20 protein-coding genes are annotated in these 17,191 nt (G+C 45.5%); 16 read left to right on the forward strand and 4 right to left on the reverse strand.

Annotated elements, in window-relative coordinates; all coding sequences use genetic code 11:
• Positions 1-5: 5 nt before the first annotated feature.
• Together IEW88_RS17630 and IEW88_RS17635 are read right to left on the reverse strand one after the other, a co-directional pair.
• Complete coding sequence (locus IEW88_RS17630) at positions 6-293, reverse strand: hypothetical protein (RefSeq protein ID WP_053423780.1); 288 nt, start codon at positions 291-293, stop codon at positions 6-8.
• 195 nt (positions 294-488) lie between these two features.
• The gene (locus IEW88_RS17635; protein ID WP_147905338.1) at positions 489-842 is read right to left on the reverse strand and encodes a TraR/DksA C4-type zinc finger protein; all 354 of its coding nucleotides are present in this window, start codon (positions 840-842) and stop codon (positions 489-491) included.
• A 150-nt stretch (positions 843-992) separates the two neighbouring features.
• Here IEW88_RS17635 and IEW88_RS17640 point away from each other — a divergent pair, with 150 nt between their 5' ends.
• From IEW88_RS17640 to IEW88_RS17705, 14 genes are all read left to right on the forward strand, one after another.
• The gene (locus IEW88_RS17640; RefSeq protein ID WP_046520580.1) at positions 993-1,304 is read left to right on the forward strand and encodes an HvfA family oxazolone/thioamide-modified RiPP metallophore; all 312 of its coding nucleotides are present in this window, start codon (positions 993-995) and stop codon (positions 1,302-1,304) included.
• A 53-nt stretch (positions 1,305-1,357) separates the two neighbouring features.
• On the forward strand, positions 1,358-2,209 hold the full coding sequence (locus IEW88_RS17645; RefSeq protein WP_147905337.1) for an HvfB family MNIO-type RiPP peptide maturase: 852 nt from the start codon (positions 1,358-1,360) through the stop codon (positions 2,207-2,209).
• Between the two features lies 1 nt (position 2,210).
• Positions 2,211-2,948 (forward strand): HvfC family RiPP maturation protein, encoded by a 738-nt coding sequence (locus IEW88_RS17650; RefSeq protein ID WP_147905336.1) that lies wholly within the window; start codon positions 2,211-2,213, stop codon positions 2,946-2,948.
• A gap of 270 nt (positions 2,949-3,218) precedes the next feature.
• Complete coding sequence (apt, locus tag IEW88_RS17655; RefSeq protein WP_147905335.1) at positions 3,219-3,767, forward strand: adenine phosphoribosyltransferase; 549 nt, start codon at positions 3,219-3,221, stop codon at positions 3,765-3,767.
• A gap of 90 nt (positions 3,768-3,857) precedes the next feature.
• Positions 3,858-6,050, forward strand: coding sequence for a DNA polymerase III subunit gamma/tau (dnaX, locus tag IEW88_RS17660; protein ID WP_147905334.1), 2,193 nt, complete (start codon positions 3,858-3,860; stop codon positions 6,048-6,050).
• 76 nt (positions 6,051-6,126) lie between these two features.
• Positions 6,127-6,462: a YbaB/EbfC family nucleoid-associated protein gene (locus tag IEW88_RS17665; protein ID WP_046520585.1), complete on the forward strand. Its 336-nt coding sequence runs from the start codon at positions 6,127-6,129 to the stop codon at positions 6,460-6,462.
• Between the two features lie 18 nt (positions 6,463-6,480).
• Positions 6,481-7,083, forward strand: a complete 603-nt coding sequence (recR, locus tag IEW88_RS17670; RefSeq protein WP_053423773.1) for a recombination mediator RecR — start codon at positions 6,481-6,483, stop codon at positions 7,081-7,083.
• A gap of 173 nt (positions 7,084-7,256) precedes the next feature.
• Positions 7,257-9,188 (forward strand): molecular chaperone HtpG, encoded by a 1,932-nt coding sequence (htpG, locus tag IEW88_RS17675; protein WP_147905333.1) that lies wholly within the window; start codon positions 7,257-7,259, stop codon positions 9,186-9,188.
• 134 nt (positions 9,189-9,322) lie between these two features.
• Entirely contained in the window at positions 9,323-9,964 is a 642-nt protein-coding gene (locus tag IEW88_RS17680) for an HvfX family Cu-binding RiPP maturation protein (protein ID WP_229670600.1), read from the forward strand.
• Between the two features lie 86 nt (positions 9,965-10,050).
• Positions 10,051-10,614: a sigma-70 family RNA polymerase sigma factor gene (locus IEW88_RS17685; protein ID WP_053423771.1), complete on the forward strand. Its 564-nt coding sequence runs from the start codon at positions 10,051-10,053 to the stop codon at positions 10,612-10,614.
• Positions 10,607-11,317: a DUF3379 family protein gene (locus IEW88_RS17690; protein WP_147905331.1), complete on the forward strand. Its 711-nt coding sequence runs from the start codon at positions 10,607-10,609 to the stop codon at positions 11,315-11,317. The genes IEW88_RS17685 and IEW88_RS17690 overlap by 8 nt, the downstream gene beginning before the upstream one ends.
• A 465-nt stretch (positions 11,318-11,782) precedes the next feature.
• The gene (gene adk, locus IEW88_RS17695; RefSeq protein ID WP_053423769.1) at positions 11,783-12,427 is read left to right on the forward strand and encodes an adenylate kinase; all 645 of its coding nucleotides are present in this window, start codon (positions 11,783-11,785) and stop codon (positions 12,425-12,427) included.
• A gap of 151 nt (positions 12,428-12,578) precedes the next feature.
• Positions 12,579-12,959: an MAPEG family protein gene (locus IEW88_RS17700; protein WP_147905330.1), complete on the forward strand. Its 381-nt coding sequence runs from the start codon at positions 12,579-12,581 to the stop codon at positions 12,957-12,959.
• Positions 12,960-12,962: 3 nt separating this feature from the next.
• Positions 12,963-13,712, forward strand: coding sequence for an alpha/beta fold hydrolase (locus IEW88_RS17705; RefSeq protein ID WP_147905329.1), 750 nt, complete (start codon positions 12,963-12,965; stop codon positions 13,710-13,712).
• On the opposite strand, the gene IEW88_RS17710 is transcribed toward IEW88_RS17705, so the two are convergent.
• Together IEW88_RS17710 and tpx are read right to left on the reverse strand one after the other, a co-directional pair.
• Positions 13,709-14,197 (reverse strand): Hsp20 family protein, encoded by a 489-nt coding sequence (locus tag IEW88_RS17710; protein WP_147905328.1) that lies wholly within the window; start codon positions 14,195-14,197, stop codon positions 13,709-13,711. The genes IEW88_RS17705 and IEW88_RS17710 overlap by 4 nt on opposite strands.
• A 122-nt stretch (positions 14,198-14,319) precedes the next feature.
• On the reverse strand, positions 14,320-14,928 hold the full coding sequence (gene tpx, locus IEW88_RS17715; RefSeq protein ID WP_053423766.1) for a thiol peroxidase: 609 nt from the start codon (positions 14,926-14,928) through the stop codon (positions 14,320-14,322).
• Positions 14,929-15,073: 145 nt separating this feature from the next.
• On the opposite strand from tpx, the gene IEW88_RS17720 reads away from it, so the two are divergent.
• Both IEW88_RS17720 and IEW88_RS17725 read left to right on the forward strand, forming a co-directional pair.
• Complete coding sequence (locus IEW88_RS17720) at positions 15,074-16,105, forward strand: response regulator (protein WP_053423765.1); 1,032 nt, start codon at positions 15,074-15,076, stop codon at positions 16,103-16,105.
• On the forward strand, positions 16,106-17,062 hold the full coding sequence (locus tag IEW88_RS17725; protein WP_147905327.1) for a sensor domain-containing diguanylate cyclase: 957 nt from the start codon (positions 16,106-16,108) through the stop codon (positions 17,060-17,062). It begins immediately after the preceding gene.
• Positions 17,063-17,191 lie beyond the last annotated feature (129 nt).

Raw genomic sequence — 17,191 nt, forward strand, 5'->3', positions numbered from 1 at the left:
CATTCTTAGCATGAACCGCCATAAGCACAATTTCTGACTTGATTCAGACCTTCTTTTGCTTTTTCGCTGTCATGTTTAATTTGTGCTGTACTTCTGCAGGTTTTTTTACCGAAACGTGTACCTACTGTCGTTTCAGTTTTGCATCTGTATTCGCCTTTTTTGCTTTCAGCGACTTGCTCACTTTGCTTTACTTCTTTCACTGCCGTTGCAGTTTTTGTTGACGGCGTTGTTTGGCATCCTGCTAACAAAAGTGTAGAAAAAACAAACACAATGGATGTTTTCATTAGTAACATACTGGCTCCTTTAGTATACAAAGTAGAATATATAAAATTAGTGTTATTAGAACGTTTCCTAGAATGATATGATTTTTGACACAAGTCAACGGATAGATCAACCGCTCAAAGGAAGTGCGTAGCGCGCTACAGAACATGTAATACAATAAAAATCAGCAGATGAAGAATGTTTATTATGTAAAAAAATGTAATTTATTATTTAAACAAGGACTGACATCTGCTGCATCTTTGTGTTGCAGGGTCGTGAAGTAATCGTTCGGGTTCTATATTTTTTTCACAATCGGCACAAATTCCATACATATTGAGATCTAACTGGCTTAACGCGGCCAATACAGCTTCTAACCTGGACATCGATTTTTGTAAGGGCCAGTACAAACGGCCTTTAGTAAGATCAGGCCAAAATGAAACCAAGTGCTGCTCCAGAACCATTAAAAGTTCCGTTCCAAGTTGGTGTTGTTCTGAACGTAACTCTGCTTTGATCTGTTGCTCTAGCTCCGACAACTCAGCCACCAATCGTTGTTTCGCTACTATTTGTGGTGTTATGCTCATCGTAAGTAACTCCGCTATTTTTAGCTAGTGTGGTCCCTAAATGAAAAGCTTGCTCTGATGCAAATCAATAAAAGGTAAAGGGATGAAATTTTTTCACTACTATTCGGGTCTACTCTTTGCAACTTAATGCAACCCACAAGGAACATCGTTATGAAATCAAATAAAACTACTGCTGTTGCTGTCAGTGCTTTAGTGTTGGGGTCTTTATCTACGCTGAGCTTAAGCGCAAATGCCAATCCGTTTTCTGCTGAGCAGTTAAACGCGGGTTACCAATTAGCTTCCGCTGAAGCTTCTTGTGGTGCTGATAAAGCCAAAGAAGCCAAATGCGGTGAGGACAAAGCTAAAGACAAAGAAGCCAAATGCGGTGAAGGCAAATGTGGCGGCGATAAAAAAGACGCCAAAGACAAAGAAAAAACTAAAGAAGCTAAATGTGGTGAAGGCAAGTGCGGAGGCATGGCCTAATCTGCTGATGAGTCAGCCTGCATCCTCAGGCTGACTGCTTTTCAGGAGTACTTATGTCTGATATACCTTTTTTTGGTCTGGTCCCATCTGAAGTGGGCTTAGGTCTACGCCGTGAAATGTTGAGCTCTGTGCTGGAGCAGCAAAACACGGATATAGATTTTTTTGAAGTCGCGCCAGAAAACTGGTTGCCTTATGGCGGCAGTTACCAAAAAAAATTCCGGCAGCTGACTGAGCGTTATCCTTTTATTTGTCATGGCTTGTCGTTGTCTCTGGGAAGTCCCGAACCACTGGATCTCGGTTTTATTCGTCAAATCAAAGCGTTTTTAAAAGAACATCAAATCAAGCTCTACAGTGAACATTTAAGTTATTGCTCCGCCGGCGGTCATCTATATGATTTATTGCCAATCCCTTTTACTGAAGACGCTGCAGCTTATGTAGCTGATCGTATTCGCATAGTGCAGGATATTCTTGAACAACCTTTAGTGATTGAAAACGTCTCTTATTATGCAGCACCCGGTCAGGAGCTGACTGAGCTTGAATTCACCAATGCAGTGCTAGAGTTGGCCGACTGCAAACTGCTTTTGGATGTAAATAATATTTACGTCAATTCTGTCAATCACGGTTACGATGCGTTAGCCTTTTTAAAAGGTTTGCCCACTCAACGTATTGCTTATGGTCATGTTGCCGGGCATTACCGTGAACACGATCAGTTGCTGATTGATACGCATGGTGCTGATGTCGCCGACCCGGTCTGGGCTTTGTTAGCTGAAGCTTATCGGCATCATGGGCTATTTCCGACTTTGTTGGAGCGGGATTTTAATATCCCAGATTTGCAGCAGTTACAGGCGGAGCTTGAGCATATCCGTTCTCTGCACTCTGTTTCAGCCATAAAACGCAGGGCCTGATATGAAATTTCAGCAGGTTCAACAGCAGTTTGTCGCCTATCTGCGCTCACCAGAGCAGAATGAAAAGCCTGCCGACGTAACGCAGGAAAGGCTGGATGTCTACCGGGAGTTATTATTTAACAATGTGTCCGGTTTTGTCAGTAGTGCTTTTCCTGTATTGAAGTCTTTATATACGGAGCAGGCCTGGCAGCAGAAGTTAAAGTTATTTTTTTCGCTTTATCGCTGCGAGAATCCATTCTTTTTATCCATTGCCCAAAGTTTTTTAGATTTTTTACAAAAGCAGTACCAGCTTCAAAACCACGACCCTGTATTTATGCTGGAGTTGGCTCATTACGAATGGCTTGAGCTTGAGTTAGCAACATGCAAAGCACAAGGTGGGCCTGGGCTGACAGATGTAAAACGTCAGGCTCTGCAGTTGTCTGGACTGGTATCGGCGCAAGCTTATCAGTACCCGGTGCATAAAATTTGTGCTGAGTTTCAACCAACAGAGCCTGAAGTAAGTTTTTTACTGATTTATCGTAATCAGGAAGACGAAATTACCTTTGTTGCGTTGAATCAACTGACGACCTTGTTACTGCAGTTGCTTGGCCAACAACCTGGTATGACTTTGGCTGAGCTGGTGGCACAGATGCAGCCTTATGTACCTCAGCTCACTGCTGACCAACTATTCAGTGGTGCAGAGCAAATGCTGGCTGATTTTGCAGCAAAAGGCATAGTGCATGCTTTTCAAGCGCGGTAAAATTCATTACCATGTTTCACCTTTTTAGCGAGTGAGCTCAGATTATGGCAGACGAAAATTTTAAAGAGTCTTTTGGTATTGGCCAATTAGTGTTACTGATAGTCGCATTTGTGGTTTGTTTATGTTTACCACCGATCATCAGCTGGGTTCGCTTTTTCAGCTAAAGTGTCGCGAGTGACAAAAAACCGCCTTGTGGCGGTTTTTTTATCTATTTTCAATGGAAAGCAAAGGGCTTGTCCCTTTTTATTAATTCAAATCAGGAAACTGAGAATGACGACAGAATCTCTTTCAGCTTTATTAAGCCAGGTGATCAAGGCGGTGCCTGATTACCCGAAACCAGGAATTTTATTTCGCGATGTGACCAGTCTGATGCTGGATGCTGAGGCTTTTGCCAAAGTGATAGACGCCTTTAAAGCACAATATCAGGACAAGGGCTTCACTAAAATTGTCGGCACAGAATCCCGCGGCTTCATTTTTGGTGCACCTTTGGCTTATGCCATGGGTTTACCTTTTATACCAGTTCGTAAACCGGGCAAGTTACCGCGTGAACGTATTGCCCAGTCCTATCAGCTGGAATACGGCGAAGACACACTGGAAATTCACAAAGACGCGATAGTCTCAGGTGATAAGGTGCTGTTAGTGGATGACTTATTGGCTACAGGTGGTACTATTGCTGCGACAACCAGTTTGGTCGAGCGTTTAGGCGGCAAAGCGACAGACGCTGCTTTTGTGGTGAATCTGCCGGACTTAGGCGGACAAGCTCGTTTAGAAAAGCTTGGGTTAAACCTATACAGCCTGGTTGAGTTTGCAGGCGATTAGTTCCTACCTAGCCAGCATTGCAGTGACAGCGCGCAGCCAACAAGGCTGTCGCTACTGGTACAAAAGCTAAAACAAATAGGCACAAGTGACATGAGTTATCAGGTACTGGCAAGAAAATGGCGACCGCAACATTTTGGTCAATTGGTCGGCCAGGATCATGTGAAAACGGCGTTGACCAATGCGCTGAATCACAACAGATTGCACCATGCCTATTTGTTTACCGGTACTCGTGGTGTCGGTAAAACCACCATAGCCCGTATTTTTGCCAAAAGTTTAAACTGCGAAACAGGTGTTACTTCCACGCCTTGTGGCGTCTGCAGCGCCTGCGTTGAAATTGATCAGGGCTTTTTTGTTGATCTGTTGGAAATTGACGCTGCGTCCCGCACTAAAGTAGAAGACACCCGGGATTTACTGGATAACGTGCAGTACGCGCCAAGCCGCGGCCGTTATAAAGTCTATTTAATCGACGAAGTGCATATGCTGTCGCGTCACAGCTTTAATGCACTGTTGAAAACGCTGGAAGAGCCACCGCCACATGTGAAGTTTTTGCTGGCGACGACTGATCCACAAAAACTACCAGTCACCGTATTGTCTCGTTGTTTGCAATTTAGCTTAAAGGCCTTGAGCCCGGAGCAGATTAAACAGCACTTATCTTATGTATTGGCGCAGGAAGGTATTCCGGCAGCGGAAGATGCTTTAGCCTTGTTAGCTCGTGCTGCCAAAGGCAGTCTACGCGATTCGTTAAGCCTGACTGACCAAGCCATAGCCCAGAGTAATGCCAATATCACAGTGCCGCTGGTGCGCGATATGTTGGGGTATCTGGAGCAGCAGTGGGCAGAGCTTCTGTTAGCTGCGGTGATTAACCGGGATCTAGCTGCGCTGAAACAGCATCTTGACCAATTAGTGCAGCAGCACAGTCATTTTGCTCATGTGCTGGATGATATGTTGGCCTTATTGCATTTAGCGGCATTAAGTCAGTTTAACTGGCAGGCCGCTGATTTGGTGACAGAACACAGTGCTTTTGTGCAGCAATTAGCAGAGCAGCAAAGCCCTGAGCAATTGCAGCTATTTTATCAGTTACTGATTTCAGGCAAAAAAGAATTGGCCTTTGCACCTGAGCCACGTATAGGCCTGGAAATGGCGTTATTACGAGCCGTGGCTTTTGTGCCAGGTGCCGCTGATACAACACCAGCCATGCGCGCTTCCGCTCCTGTGTCGCATGCGGCTGAACTCAAAGCTAAGTTTAATTTACCCGAAACTACAGCTAAAGAGCCAGAACCTGAGCTGCATATGGCAGCATCATCGCCATCAGAGCCTGAAGTTGTAGTCGAAACACTCCCAGAACAGCTCGTTCCTGCAGAAGTTGCAGTTACACAGCCATCGGCTCCCGCTGGTATAGCCGCCTCTATTCTGGCGCGCCGTGGCATTAAAGTTGATGCTGTTAGCGCCGATAGGGCAGTGGAGAATCAGACCGAAAAAAAGTCTGAACCAGTTGCCGCTGTAGCTAAGGCTGCAGAGCCTGCTGCTATACAAAGAACACAAGCTGCTCCAGCTGCAGTTCATCAGCCCTTGCTACAACAGCAGCCTGTATTACAGCAGCAAGCCCCGATGAATCAGCCGTCTCAGACAGCGACAGCTGGTATTCAGCACAGTCCGGTTATGACTGCTGTGGTGTCTGAACAGCCAGAACCGGTAATGTCCGCTTATCTGGATGAACCTGATACGTCAGATACCTCAACAGAGGATGCCGATTTTGCAGCCGACTGGGCCTGGCAGGAATTTCAGCAGCAACATCAGCCCGAGCCCGTGCCAGAACAACAGTCAGTTACAGCAGCACCAGAATCTAAAGCTCAGTACCGTTTTGATGGCGTGATCACAGCAGAAAACTTTTCAGTGCGTCTTGCCGCTCAGGTCGATGAATGGGCTGCTTTAGTCGATAGCCTGAACTTAGGCGGTTTATTGCGCTTATATCTGTTGCACAGTGCCATTAGTTGGACAGGAGATACAGTGCAATTGCTGGTCTGTCAAAGCCAGCAGCATCTGGACAAAGAAAAGCTGCGTACTGAAATTATTAAAGAGCTGAGTTTGGCCTTTCATAAAACGGTTCAGCTGGATATTCAGTATCAACCTTGGGTAGAGACATGCCCTGTAGCGATTCAGCAGCGTATCGAGCGGGAACGTTTTGTTTATGTTGAGCAGTTGTTGCAGCAAGACCCCTGGGTGGTGCAGCTGCAAAAAGACTTTGGTGCGGAAATAGTTCCGGACAGTATTATCGTCAACTAATTCGTCTTGTATTTTGCGGCTCAAGTCATTATCTTGTCGCCAGTTTAACAGAGTCATTTTTAAAGAGAGTACAGTTATGTTCAAAGGTGGTGGTGGCGGTTTAGGCAATATCATGAAGCAGGCGCAAGCCATGCAGGATAAAATGCAAAAGGCCCAGCAGGAATTGGCTAATCTGGAAGTTACGGGCGAGTCGGGTGCGGGTCTGGTGAAAGTCACCATGACAGGCAACCACAATGTTCGCCGTGTCAGCATCGACGACAGTCTGATGCAGGATGACAAAGAAATGGTTGAAGATTTAGTAGCAGCTGCTATTAACGACGCGGTACGCCGTGTAGAGGAAGCCAATAAAGCCAAAATGGCTGCTGTAACCGGCGGTATGCAATTACCTCCTGGTTTTAAGATGCCGTTTTAACAGGTCGCCTGAAAACGCATGAATAAATTCAGCCCTTTGCTGCAGCAGTTGATCGATGCCTTGCGCATATTGCCGGGTGTAGGTCCAAAGTCTGCTCAACGTATTGCTCTGCAGTTGCTGGAACGCAACAGGGCTGGGGCCATGCAGTTGTCTAAAGCTTTGGCGGTAGCGATGGAGAAAGTAGGGCATTGCCAGCAGTGCCGTACTTTTTGTGAAACAGAGTTATGTGCTATTTGCTCAGACCCGAGGCGTAGCGACAGTCAAAGCCTTTGTATTGTCGCATCGTCCTCTGATCAGTTTGCCATAGAACAAACAGGCCAGTTTAAAGGCCGTTATTTTGTCTTGCAGGGCCAGTTATCGCCGCTTGATGGCATAGGTCCTTCCGAATTAGGTCTGGATTTATTACAAAAGCAGCTGGGTACTGGTTCGGTGCAGGAAGTGATATTGGCAACCAATCCGACAGTGGAAGGCGATGCCACAGCCTATTACATTGCCGAGCAATGTAAAAAATATCAGGTGAATGTATCCCGTATCGCTCATGGTGTGCCTGTGGGCGGGGATTTAGAGTATGTGGACGGGACGACCCTGTCGCACGCCTTTAGTGGCCGCAAACCTATCTGAGCTTCGTCCTAGAACCTGTAGCAGCGTTGCTGTGTTTATTCTTTCTCCACTTGCCTGCTCCTCCATTTTGTTCTTTGTTTTGCCGCTATTGCCCCCTTGATATTTGTGGGTATTAAACCCATATCCTTGCCAGCACAATTGAAAGTCATTCCACGAAAGATAAGGAGCTGTATATGACTGAAACAGTACAAAAACAAAAGCACGGCTTTCAGGCCGAGGTCAAACAACTTCTGCAGCTGATGATCCATTCGCTGTACTCCAATAAAGAAATTTTCCTGCGTGAGCTGGTCTCCAACGCCTCAGATGCGGCCGATAAACTGCGCTTTTTAGCTTTATCAGACAGCAGCCTGTACGACAATGACGGCGAGCTGAAAGTCCGTATCAGTCTGGATGAAGCCGCTAAAACCATTACCATCAGCGACAACGGTATTGGTATGACGCAGGATGAAGTGATTAGCCACTTAGGCACTATCGCAAAATCTGGCACTAAGGAGTTTTTTGGTCAGCTTTCAGGCGACCAAAGCAAAGACTCTCAACTGATTGGTCAGTTTGGTGTGGGTTTCTATTCTGCTTTTATTGTCGCTGACAAAGTGACAGTTAAAACCCGTAAAGCCGGTGCGCCAGCTGATTCAGCGGTGGAGTGGGAATCAACAGGTGAAGGTGACTACACTATTACTCCTATCGTCAAAGCAAGCCGTGGTACCGACATTATTCTGCATTTGCGTGACGAAGAAACTGAGTTTTTAAGTCAGTGGAAGGTTGAGTCTATTGTCACTAAATACTCTGACCATATCAGTATTCCGGTAGAGATGTATCAGGAAGGGACTCCAGAGCGCGATGGTGAAGAGGGCGAAAAAATCCCTGCCACTGAAGGCTACTGGAAAGCGGTGAACAAAGCTACTGCACTGTGGATGCGCGATAAGTCAGAGGTCTCTGACACTGAGTACCAGGAATTCTACAAGCATATTTCACATGATTGGACAGAGCCACTGAGCTGGAGTCACAACAAAGTAGAAGGCAACACCAACTATACCAGTCTGCTTTATGTTCCGAAAAAAGCACCTTTTGATTTGTGGAACCGCGAAGCCCGTCATGGCTTAAAACTCTATGTACAACGCGTCTTTATTATGGATGACGCTGAACAGTTTATGCCAAGTTACCTGCGTTTTATCAAAGGCGTGCTGGACTCCAGCGATTTACCACTGAACGTATCGCGTGAAATTCTGCAGGACACCAAAGTGACACAAAGCCTGCGCAAAGGCTGTACCTCACGTGTGCTGAAAATGCTGGAGAAAATGGCCAAAGCTGAAGACCAAACCGAATACCAGACGTTCTGGACTGAGTTTGGTCAAGTGATGAAAGAAGGCCCGGCGGAAGATTTCGCCAACAAAGACACTATCGCCAAGCTGCTGCGTTTTGCCTCGACTCATAACGAGACAGCCGATCAGAATGTCAGTTTAGATGCTTATGTCAGCCGGATGAAAGAAGGTCAGGACGAGATTTATTTTATCGTTGCTGATAGCTACGAGGCGGCCAAACACAGTCCACATTTAGAAGTACTGCGTAAAAAAGGCATTGAAGTGCTGCTGTTGTCCGACCGTGTTGATGAGTGGTTAATGCAGCACCTGACTGACTTTGAAGGCAAAAAGCTGCGTTCTATTGCCAAAGGTAATCTGGACATCAGCAAGCTGGATGACGAAGAGACCAAAAAGGCTCAGGAAGAAACAGAAAAGCAATTTGCTGCTGTGACTGAACGTTTTAAAGCAGCCTTAGGTGATCAGGTCAAAGCCGTGAAAACAAGTCATCGCTTAACCGACAGCCCAGCTTGTATTGTCACTGATGAGTTCGATATGAGCACACAAATGATGAAGCTGATGGAGTCTGTGGGTCAGAAAGTGCCAGACGTGAAACCTATTTTTGAACTGAACCCGGACCATGCACTGGTCAAACATATTGCCGATGTGCAGGACGAAACGCAGTTTAAACAGTGGGCTGAAGTCTTGTTGGATCAGGCGTTATTAGCTGAACGTGGCAGCCTGAAAAATCCAGCAACTTTTGTTAGCCGCTTAAACGCGCTGCTGCTGGATTTATCGAAAAAAGCCTAAGCTATAACTGAAAATGGGGTCAGAACACATTGTTAACAGTTAACAATGTGTTCTGACCCCATTTTTATTTTCATTGAAAGATTTCCAGCTATTGCCCTGTCTCTTATCACAACAGCATGATGCGGAGCCTGATTGTGATACACCAAAGTATCCTGTTTTATCAAAAATTAGTGACGAAGCTGCAGCGACTGGATTTTATTCCGTTGTTGTTGTTGAGGTTATACCTGACCCCGGTAATGATGCAGGCGGGCTGGACTAAATTACATAACTTTGACAGTACCTTAAGTTGGTTCGCTGACCCGGACTGGGGTTTAGGGTTGCCAGCTCCTGCTCTGATGTTATCTCTGGTGATTCTGTTAGAACTTGGTGGTGGTTTAGCGCTGCTATTGGGTTTATTCACCCGGATGACCGCTTTAGGGTTAAGTATCACTATGCTGGTGGCTATGGGAGCGGTGCACGCCAAAAACGGCTGGCTGGCGATAGCAGATGCGTCCAGTTGGCTGGCGGATGGCACTGTTCTTTATAACGAAGCTGTGATGGCGGCACCGGATAAATTGGCGAGGGCCAATGATATTTTGCAGCAGCAGCCTGACTATGATTGGCTGGTTTCCAGTGGCAAATTCGTAGTGCTTAACAACGGCATTGAGTTTGCTGCTACTTACTTGGTTATGTTACTGGTATTGGTTGCCTGCGGGGCTGGGCGTTGGCTGAGTCTGGATTATTGGTTAAGCCGCAAAGTCGTTGGAGTGGCAACAACACAGGAGGCTGCAGCTTGAGTTTCCTTCGGTCTATGTCCTATAGTGAGCGGCCACAACCGGAGACCAAACCGGATACGGCACTCTTGCCTACAAGGACAACGAATGTGAAGTGGTGGTTAACGGACAAAGCGACTGTAAAAAAACAGACGCCAGAAAAAGAGCAGCGTCAGCACAGTTACATGCAACTAGTGCGTTTATATCATGCGGATTTATATCGTTATAGTTGCTGGCTCTGCCGCAGTGCTGATATTGCCGAGGATCTGGTTCAGGATACCTATCTGCGAGCCTGGAAAAGTATTGATTTACTGCAAAATGAAGCCTCTGCCAAAGCCTGGTTGTTTACTATTTTACGTAATGAAAACGCCCGACGTTTTGAACGTAAACAGTTTCAGTATCAGGAGGTAGAGCAGGATTTATTGCTGGATGAGCACCAGGTGACTCCAGAGCAATTGTACTCGCAGCAACAGTTACTAAAGCAAATTGAGAGTCTCGAACCTGAATATAGTGAGCCTCTGATCCTGCAAATTATCGGTGGTTTTAGTGGTGACGAAATAGCACAGTTGCTGTCTCTGAACCTCAATACAGTCAATACCCGTTTATTTCGCGCCCGTAAACAGTTACGGGATTTGTTAAGCCACGACAGTGTCAGGGAGCAAAAAAATGGATGAGTTAGAGGTTCGTCGCCGTTTGCTGACTGATCCCTATCATTTAACCGCTGAACAACAACAACAGTTGCAGCAGGACCCGGATAGTCAGCAATTTCACCAGGATGTGTTGGAGCTGGATCAGCATATCAAACAAGTGTTAAGCCCGCCTGTACCCAAGACGCTGGAAAATGCCTTGTTGTTGCAGCAGCACAAACACAAGCAGCAACAGCAGAAACGCTTTTACCAGAATCTGATTGCGTTGGCGGCTTCTGTGGCATTTTTAGCGGGCTTTGCGCTGAACTGGTCGTTTTTCCTGTATGGCTCCCAAAGTCTGGGGGAAAATTCTTTGGCTCATGTGTATCACGAAGAGCCTTATATGCACCACAGAATGGCCGCTTTATCTTTGTCTGATGTGAACAGTAAGCTGGCCGATTTTGATGCAGAGCTTAGTTCTTCAGACTATACAGTGGTATTTGCAAACTATTGTAACTTCCGTGGCACCCGCTCTTTGCATTTGGTGGTCGAAACAGAACAGGGTTTGATGACGGTTTTTGTTGTTCCTAAAGAAAACTCTTTGAGTTTTGAAGAACAATTTCATGATGAAAAATATCAGGGGCGCAGCATTGCAACTCATAAAGCTATTCTGGTGATGGTCAGTGACAAAGCTGAAACCCTGCAACAGGGCGAGCAACAGTTACTGAAAAACCTCCAGTTTAAAGCCTGAACGTAAAAAGCTTTGGAAGAGCTTTATGTGCTTCCGAAGCTTTGCTTTATAAAATTCTTTGTTTTATTGATCTCCATCAATTTTTACTTGCCAGTGTTAGAGTATTTTAATTTTATTTATTTATTATCAATAGGTTAGCCTTGATCTTTTCTGGTTGTTATTTCAGCAGTTCTACAATTTAACTTCAAAGCTCTGGTTGCAGCTGTTGCTCTGAGAGGCAGTAAATATGCACGACCTTAGTCGAATAGCTGGCTGTGTTTATTCAACTTTTTTATCTTTTAGCTGTATTTCCATCTGCTAATTGGCTCAATTGGCTGTTGTAGTAAGTTATCCTACCAAAGTAGGCTTGACTCAGGCTTATCAGGTAAGACAAGCAGACAAATTCCTTGTCTGATGAAGCACATTATGTAAAGATTCATCCCCTATAACAAATGGATCAATCCCAGGTTAATTGAGGATCTTTGTATGCGTATTATTTTGTTGGGTGCCCCGGGTGCTGGTAAAGGAACTCAGGCGCAGTTTCTGATGAACAAGTATGGGATCCCACAAATTTCGACTGGTGACATGCTGCGTGCTGCGATTAAAGAGGGCAGTGCTCTGGGGTTGGCTGCAAAGCAAGTGATGGATGCAGGCCAACTGGTGTCTGATGATTTAATTATTGGTTTAGTCAAAGAGCGTATTAGCAAAGAAGATTGTGCCAAGGGCTTCTTATTGGATGGTTTTCCGCGCACTATTCCGCAGGCCGATGCGATGAAAGCCAATGGCGTAGTGGTTGATCACGTGATTGAATTTGACGTACCAGATGATGTGATTGTTGAACGCATGAGTGGTCGTCGTGTTCACCCTGCTTCAGGTCGTGTCTATCATGTAAGCTACAACCCGCCTAAAGTGGAAGGGAAAGACGATCTGACCGGCGAAGATTTAGTGATCCGTGAAGATGATAAAGAAGAAACTGTACGCAAACGTTTAGGTATTTACCATGAGCAAACTGAACTGCTGGTTGGTTATTACCGTCAAGAAGCAGAACAAGGTCGCACCCAATATCACCATATGATGGGTACCTTGCCTGTTGAGCAAGTCAGTGCACAACTTGAAGCCTTGTTAGGTTAAGTTTTAGTTGTTGCGGCGAAGCCCACCTTGAGTGGGCTTTTTAATGGCTAACTTTTTTGATTTTTTTAAAAGCAAGCGAGTTCATAAATTTAGGTTTTGTCTGCAGAGAGTGTGGACTGGTCAGTTTTTAGAAACCCCAAGGTTGGTGAGTATGAGTTTAGCTATTACATCTTTGTATGCCGCCATTCTGGCGTTGTTGTATGTGGGATTGGCAGGTTTAGTGATCCGTCAGCGCTTCAAACACCGAATTGGCCTGGGAACAGGCAAAGACCCCCGGTTGTTACAAACGGTACGTATGCATGGTAACTTTGCCGAATACGTGCCGTTTTTACTTATTTTAGTTGCCTTGCTTGAACTGCAGCAGAGCCCCGTCTGGCAAGTGCATCTGGTTGCGGGTCTTACTTTGACTGGCCGCGTGTTACATGCGATAGGCTTGTGGCGCAGCAGTGGAACTTCAGCACCTCGTTTCTTCGGAATGATTACAACTTTCGCAGCTCTTATTGTCGCAGCTGTGTTTTTATTAATGAAGTAACTGATGCAACAGACGGTACTGATGCTACATAGTTCGTTGTCAAGCGGACGCCAATGGCAGAGTTTGAAGCTAGCCTTAAAAGCGCAGTATCAGGTATTAAATCCTGATCTGCTTGGGTATGGCAGCAATACTGAGAAGTACCCAAGGCCTATGCAACTGGCGGATGAAGCCAAAAAGCTATGGCCTTTGCTGGACGGAAAAGCGGCAGGTTCAGTGATTTTGGTAGGACACTCCTTCGGTGGTGCATTGGCTTTACATATGGCGCGCACTCGTCCTGAACTTTTCAAAGCAGTGTTAGTGTTTGAACCTGTGGCTTTTCATTTGTTTAAATCCACAGATCCCGCTTTGTATCAGCAGGTTCAGCAGTTAAGCCAGCAGATGCTGAATGTAAGTCCAAAAGACGCAGCAGAGCTTTTTATCGATTATTGGCAAGGTGATGAGTACTTCAATCATTTGCCGGATGTTATGCAGCAAAAACTCACAGCGCAAGTGGGGAAAGTGGCTGCTGATTTTGAAGCGTTAAGTGGTGAGCCTGCAACACTTATCGACTACGCCACTGCTATTCACTGTCCTGTGTTGCTGTTAAGTGGCGAGCAGAGCCAGTTATCAGCGCAACGTTTGGCAGTCATGCTGGCTGGTGCTTTGCCTTGCGTTGAGTTTCAAACCGTAAAAACGGGCCACATGGGGCCCGTTACAGATGCGGCATTAGTCAATGCTCTTCTGCTTAAGTTTATTCAGTGCCTTCAGGTTTAAGCATTACTCACCTGGGCCAGGTTAGAGTTTTCTTCCAGCAGCTGAGGCATAGCTTTGGCTGTTGACTGTTGATTAATGCTTATTTTGCGTGGTTTTAACGCTTCAGGTACTTCACGTATCAATTCAATATGCAGCAGGCCATGGCTCATCTGAGCACCAGTCACTTTGATGTAATCTGACAACTGGAACTTACGCTCAAAGTTACGTTCCGCAATGCCTTGATGCAGGAAGCGGCGACCTTCGGTTTTATCAGCTTTCTGACCACGCACCACTAAGTTATTATGTTCGGTTTCAATAGATAACTCCGCTTCATCAAAGCCAGCTATAGCCATAGTAATGCGGTACTGATCCTCACCTGTCACCTCTATGTTGTATGGCGGATAAGCCGGCTGTTTTTCATTGCGGGCAGCGGCATCCATCAGGTTAGCTAAATGATCAAAACCAATAAATGAGCGATAAAATGGGGTAAAGTCTAAAGTGTTCATAATCAAATCCTCTAAGGCAAATAATCTGTTCTGCTCTTCAATTGAACGAGCAATGTAAGCAGGTGCCGGATGGCCACCTGCTTACTTAATATGTGCACTTAGAGAGTTTTCAATACTGGGCTTTAAGATTTTTTGCCGGTTATTTGCGCAAGAGCAGCCATGCTGTGTGCGTAATCAGGTTCTTGCGCCAGAGCTGGAACCAACTGCTGATAGGCTAAATTCCCTTTAGCATCAATAATTAATACGGCGCGAGCCAGAATGCCCATATCTTTAATTAGTAAGCCGTAATTACTGCCAAAATCGCGCCAGACAGCGTCGGATAACACCAGTAACTGATCAACTTTTTCCTGAGCACAGTAGCGTTTTTGCGCAAATGGCAAATCGGTAGAGATGGTCATCATCACCACATCGTCCGACACTTTACTGACTTCCTGATTAAATCTTTTGGTTTGTAGCGAGCAAATGCCAGTGTCGACGCTGGGTACTACACTGATCAATATAGTTTTGCCTTTAAAGTCACTTAATCTGATGGTTTTAAATTTCTCGTCTACCACCTGAAAATCTGGCGCCTGTTGTTGTAACTGCACCTGATGACCTTGCAATTCCACAGCCTTGTTACCGGCTTTTACTTCAGATAAACGGCTTGGCAACTGTGCATTTAAATCGACGGCCCAGGTGGCAGGGCTTAGGATTAAACTAAAAACGATAGTTTTTATCAAATTTGACGACATTCACATGTCTCCCAGATTGTTAATACGGTTGAAAGTGAAAAAAACAGTAGGTGTTGTTTATTTTTTGTCAGATACTACACAGGGTTAGCGCAGAGCCATCTTTCTGACTACACTGGAAAATAACAATACGTGAAGTGAGCCGTAAATGGTAGCAGCAGTTTTGATATGTGACGATTCCAACCTTGCCCGTAAGCAAATGGCGCGGGCTTTACCTGCAGAGTGGCAGCAAAATATCCAATTTGCTGGTCATGGTGGGGAAGCGTTGGATATTTTGCAGCGCCAGTCGATAGACTTACTTTTCCTCGATTTAAATATGCCTATATTAGATGGATATCAGGTACTTGCTGCTATTCAGCAACAACAGCTGTCCGTCAAAACTATAGTGGTGTCCGGTGATATTCAGCCTGAAGCCCGTGAGCGGGTTTTATCTTACGGCGCTTTAGACTTTATAAAAAAACCCGTCGACCAAAATAAGCTAAATCATGTATTGGGTTTGGTTGAACAAAAAACTATTCAGCAGCAAGAGCAAGCCAAAACTGAACCTAAGGTCGCAGCAGTAAAAAATACCGGATCTTTTGTACTTTCTAACGATTTACGTGATGTATTTCAGGAGTTGAGCAATGTGGCCATGGGCCAGGCTGGTGATCTGCTGGCGCGTCTGCTGAAGGTGTTTGTCAAACTGCCTATTCCAAATGTAAACGTCATTGAAGTCAGTGAACTGCATATGGCCATTGCTTCTGTAGAGCAAAAAGAAAACACCTCAGCAGTCTGCCAGGGCTTTATTGGCGGTGGTGTCGCTGGTGAGGCACTTTTGATACTCAATGACTCTAGTTTTGTTGATATAGCCCGGCTGATGCAATACGACGGTGAGCTGACTACTAAAGTGGAGCTGGAGCTATTAATGGACATCGCCAATATTCTGATTGGCGCTGTATTAAAAGGACTGGCCGAACAAATTGATATGACCTTTAGTCAGGGCCACCCCGTGGTATTAGGGCAGCATGCGCCTGTCAGTGAACTGATTAAAGCCAATGCCAGACGTTGGCGCCGTACTTTAGCGATAGAAATCAGCTACGGTATTGAAAACTATAATATCAGCTGCGATTTATTACTGTTGTTTACCGAAGATAGTATTAAAACGCTGAATTATAAAGTCGAATTCCTGCTGGAAGATTAAATGTCACAAAGCAACGTAGAAGTATCCGAAATTCACTGGTTGATGGACATGTTCCAGACGGTTGACGTCGGTCTGGTGGTGTTGTCTGCTGATTACCGCATTCAGGTTTGGAACGGCTTTATGGAGAACCACAGCGGTCTGACGCCTCGTCAGGTTCGCGACAGATACCTGTTTGATTTATTCTCCGAAATTGATGAAGACTGGCTCAGACGCAAATGCGATCCAGTGATTTTATTGAAGAACCGTGCCTTCACCATCTGGGAACAGCGACCTTATATTTTCAAATTCCGTAACTATCGGCCCATTACAGGCTCAGCGGAATATATGTATCAAAATAGCACCATATTCCCGCTGACCGATACTATGGGGAAAGTCACCCATCTTTGTCTGATTATTTATGATGTCACTGATGTGGCGGTGAGTCGTATAGAGCTCGAGTCGATGAACGGGCAGTTACGTACTTTGTCCAAAACCGACTTTCTGACCAGTTTAAATAACAGAGGTTTCTGGGAAGAGGCACTGATAAAAGAGTACAAGCGTATTCAGCGCAGTGGTCATCACAGTACCTTGTTGATGTGCGATATCGACCATTTTAAGCGGGTGAACGATACCTATGGTCATTCCGCTGGTGATGCGGTGATCCAACAGGTTGCTGCTGCTGTGAAAAAAAATCTGCGCAGTACCGATGTGGCTGGCCGTTATGGCGGAGAAGAATTTGCTGTCTTACTGCTGGATACTACAGTCGACCAAGCGATGTTTTTTGCTGAGCGTTTACGCAAAAATGTAGAAGCTATGGCGGTCGAATACAATCAGCAAGTGCTGCGGGTGACCGTCAGTATAGGTGTCGCTGAATATCGTGAGGACATGGGAGAGTATCGCGACTGGATTGAAGCTGCTGACAAAGCTTTGTATCAATCCAAGGCTGCTGGACGCAATCGCATAACCAAAGCCGAATAAAAATGGGGTCAGATCCTGAGGTATCCCCACAAAAATATGAGTAAAATCATAGAGGTGATACAAAAAATTAAGTAAGTGAGAACATTCATGGTGTTCGGTGATCAGATCTATCGCCAAACAAACCTACCA

Source organism: Rheinheimera tangshanensis (assembly GCF_014645135.1).
GTDB classification, from domain to species: Bacteria; Pseudomonadota; Gammaproteobacteria; order Enterobacterales; family Alteromonadaceae; genus Pararheinheimera; species Pararheinheimera tangshanensis.

Bases quoted from the DNA above. Each gene is read 5' to 3' on its own strand.
- IEW88_RS17705 (WP_147905329.1), top strand. From the start codon at position 12,963: ATGCAACAGACGGTACTGATGCTACATAGTTCGTTGTCAAGCGGACGC.
- adk (WP_053423769.1), top strand. From the start codon at position 11,783: ATGCGTATTATTTTGTTGGGTGCCCCGGGTGCTGGTAAAGGAACTCAG.
- tpx (WP_053423766.1), bottom strand. From the start codon at position 14,928: ATGTCGTCAAATTTGATAAAAACTATCGTTTTTAGTTTAATCCTAAGC.
- IEW88_RS17650 (WP_147905336.1), top strand. From the start codon at position 2,211: ATGAAATTTCAGCAGGTTCAACAGCAGTTTGTCGCCTATCTGCGCTCA.
- IEW88_RS17635 (WP_147905338.1), bottom strand. From the start codon at position 842: ATGAGCATAACACCACAAATAGTAGCGAAACAACGATTGGTGGCTGAG.
- IEW88_RS17700 (WP_147905330.1), top strand. From the start codon at position 12,579: ATGAGTTTAGCTATTACATCTTTGTATGCCGCCATTCTGGCGTTGTTG.
- IEW88_RS17710 (WP_147905328.1), bottom strand. From the start codon at position 14,197: ATGAACACTTTAGACTTTACCCCATTTTATCGCTCATTTATTGGTTTT.
- dnaX (WP_147905334.1), top strand. From the start codon at position 3,858: ATGAGTTATCAGGTACTGGCAAGAAAATGGCGACCGCAACATTTTGGT.
- IEW88_RS17630 (WP_053423780.1), bottom strand. From the start codon at position 293: ATGTTACTAATGAAAACATCCATTGTGTTTGTTTTTTCTACACTTTTG.
- apt (WP_147905335.1), top strand. From the start codon at position 3,219: ATGACGACAGAATCTCTTTCAGCTTTATTAAGCCAGGTGATCAAGGCG.
- IEW88_RS17645 (WP_147905337.1), top strand. From the start codon at position 1,358: ATGTCTGATATACCTTTTTTTGGTCTGGTCCCATCTGAAGTGGGCTTA.
- htpG (WP_147905333.1), top strand. From the start codon at position 7,257: ATGACTGAAACAGTACAAAAACAAAAGCACGGCTTTCAGGCCGAGGTC.
- IEW88_RS17690 (WP_147905331.1), top strand. From the start codon at position 10,607: ATGGATGAGTTAGAGGTTCGTCGCCGTTTGCTGACTGATCCCTATCAT.
- IEW88_RS17720 (WP_053423765.1), top strand. From the start codon at position 15,074: ATGGTAGCAGCAGTTTTGATATGTGACGATTCCAACCTTGCCCGTAAG.
- recR (WP_053423773.1), top strand. From the start codon at position 6,481: ATGAATAAATTCAGCCCTTTGCTGCAGCAGTTGATCGATGCCTTGCGC.
- IEW88_RS17725 (WP_147905327.1), top strand. From the start codon at position 16,106: ATGTCACAAAGCAACGTAGAAGTATCCGAAATTCACTGGTTGATGGAC.
- IEW88_RS17665 (WP_046520585.1), top strand. From the start codon at position 6,127: ATGTTCAAAGGTGGTGGTGGCGGTTTAGGCAATATCATGAAGCAGGCG.
- IEW88_RS17640 (WP_046520580.1), top strand. From the start codon at position 993: ATGAAATCAAATAAAACTACTGCTGTTGCTGTCAGTGCTTTAGTGTTG.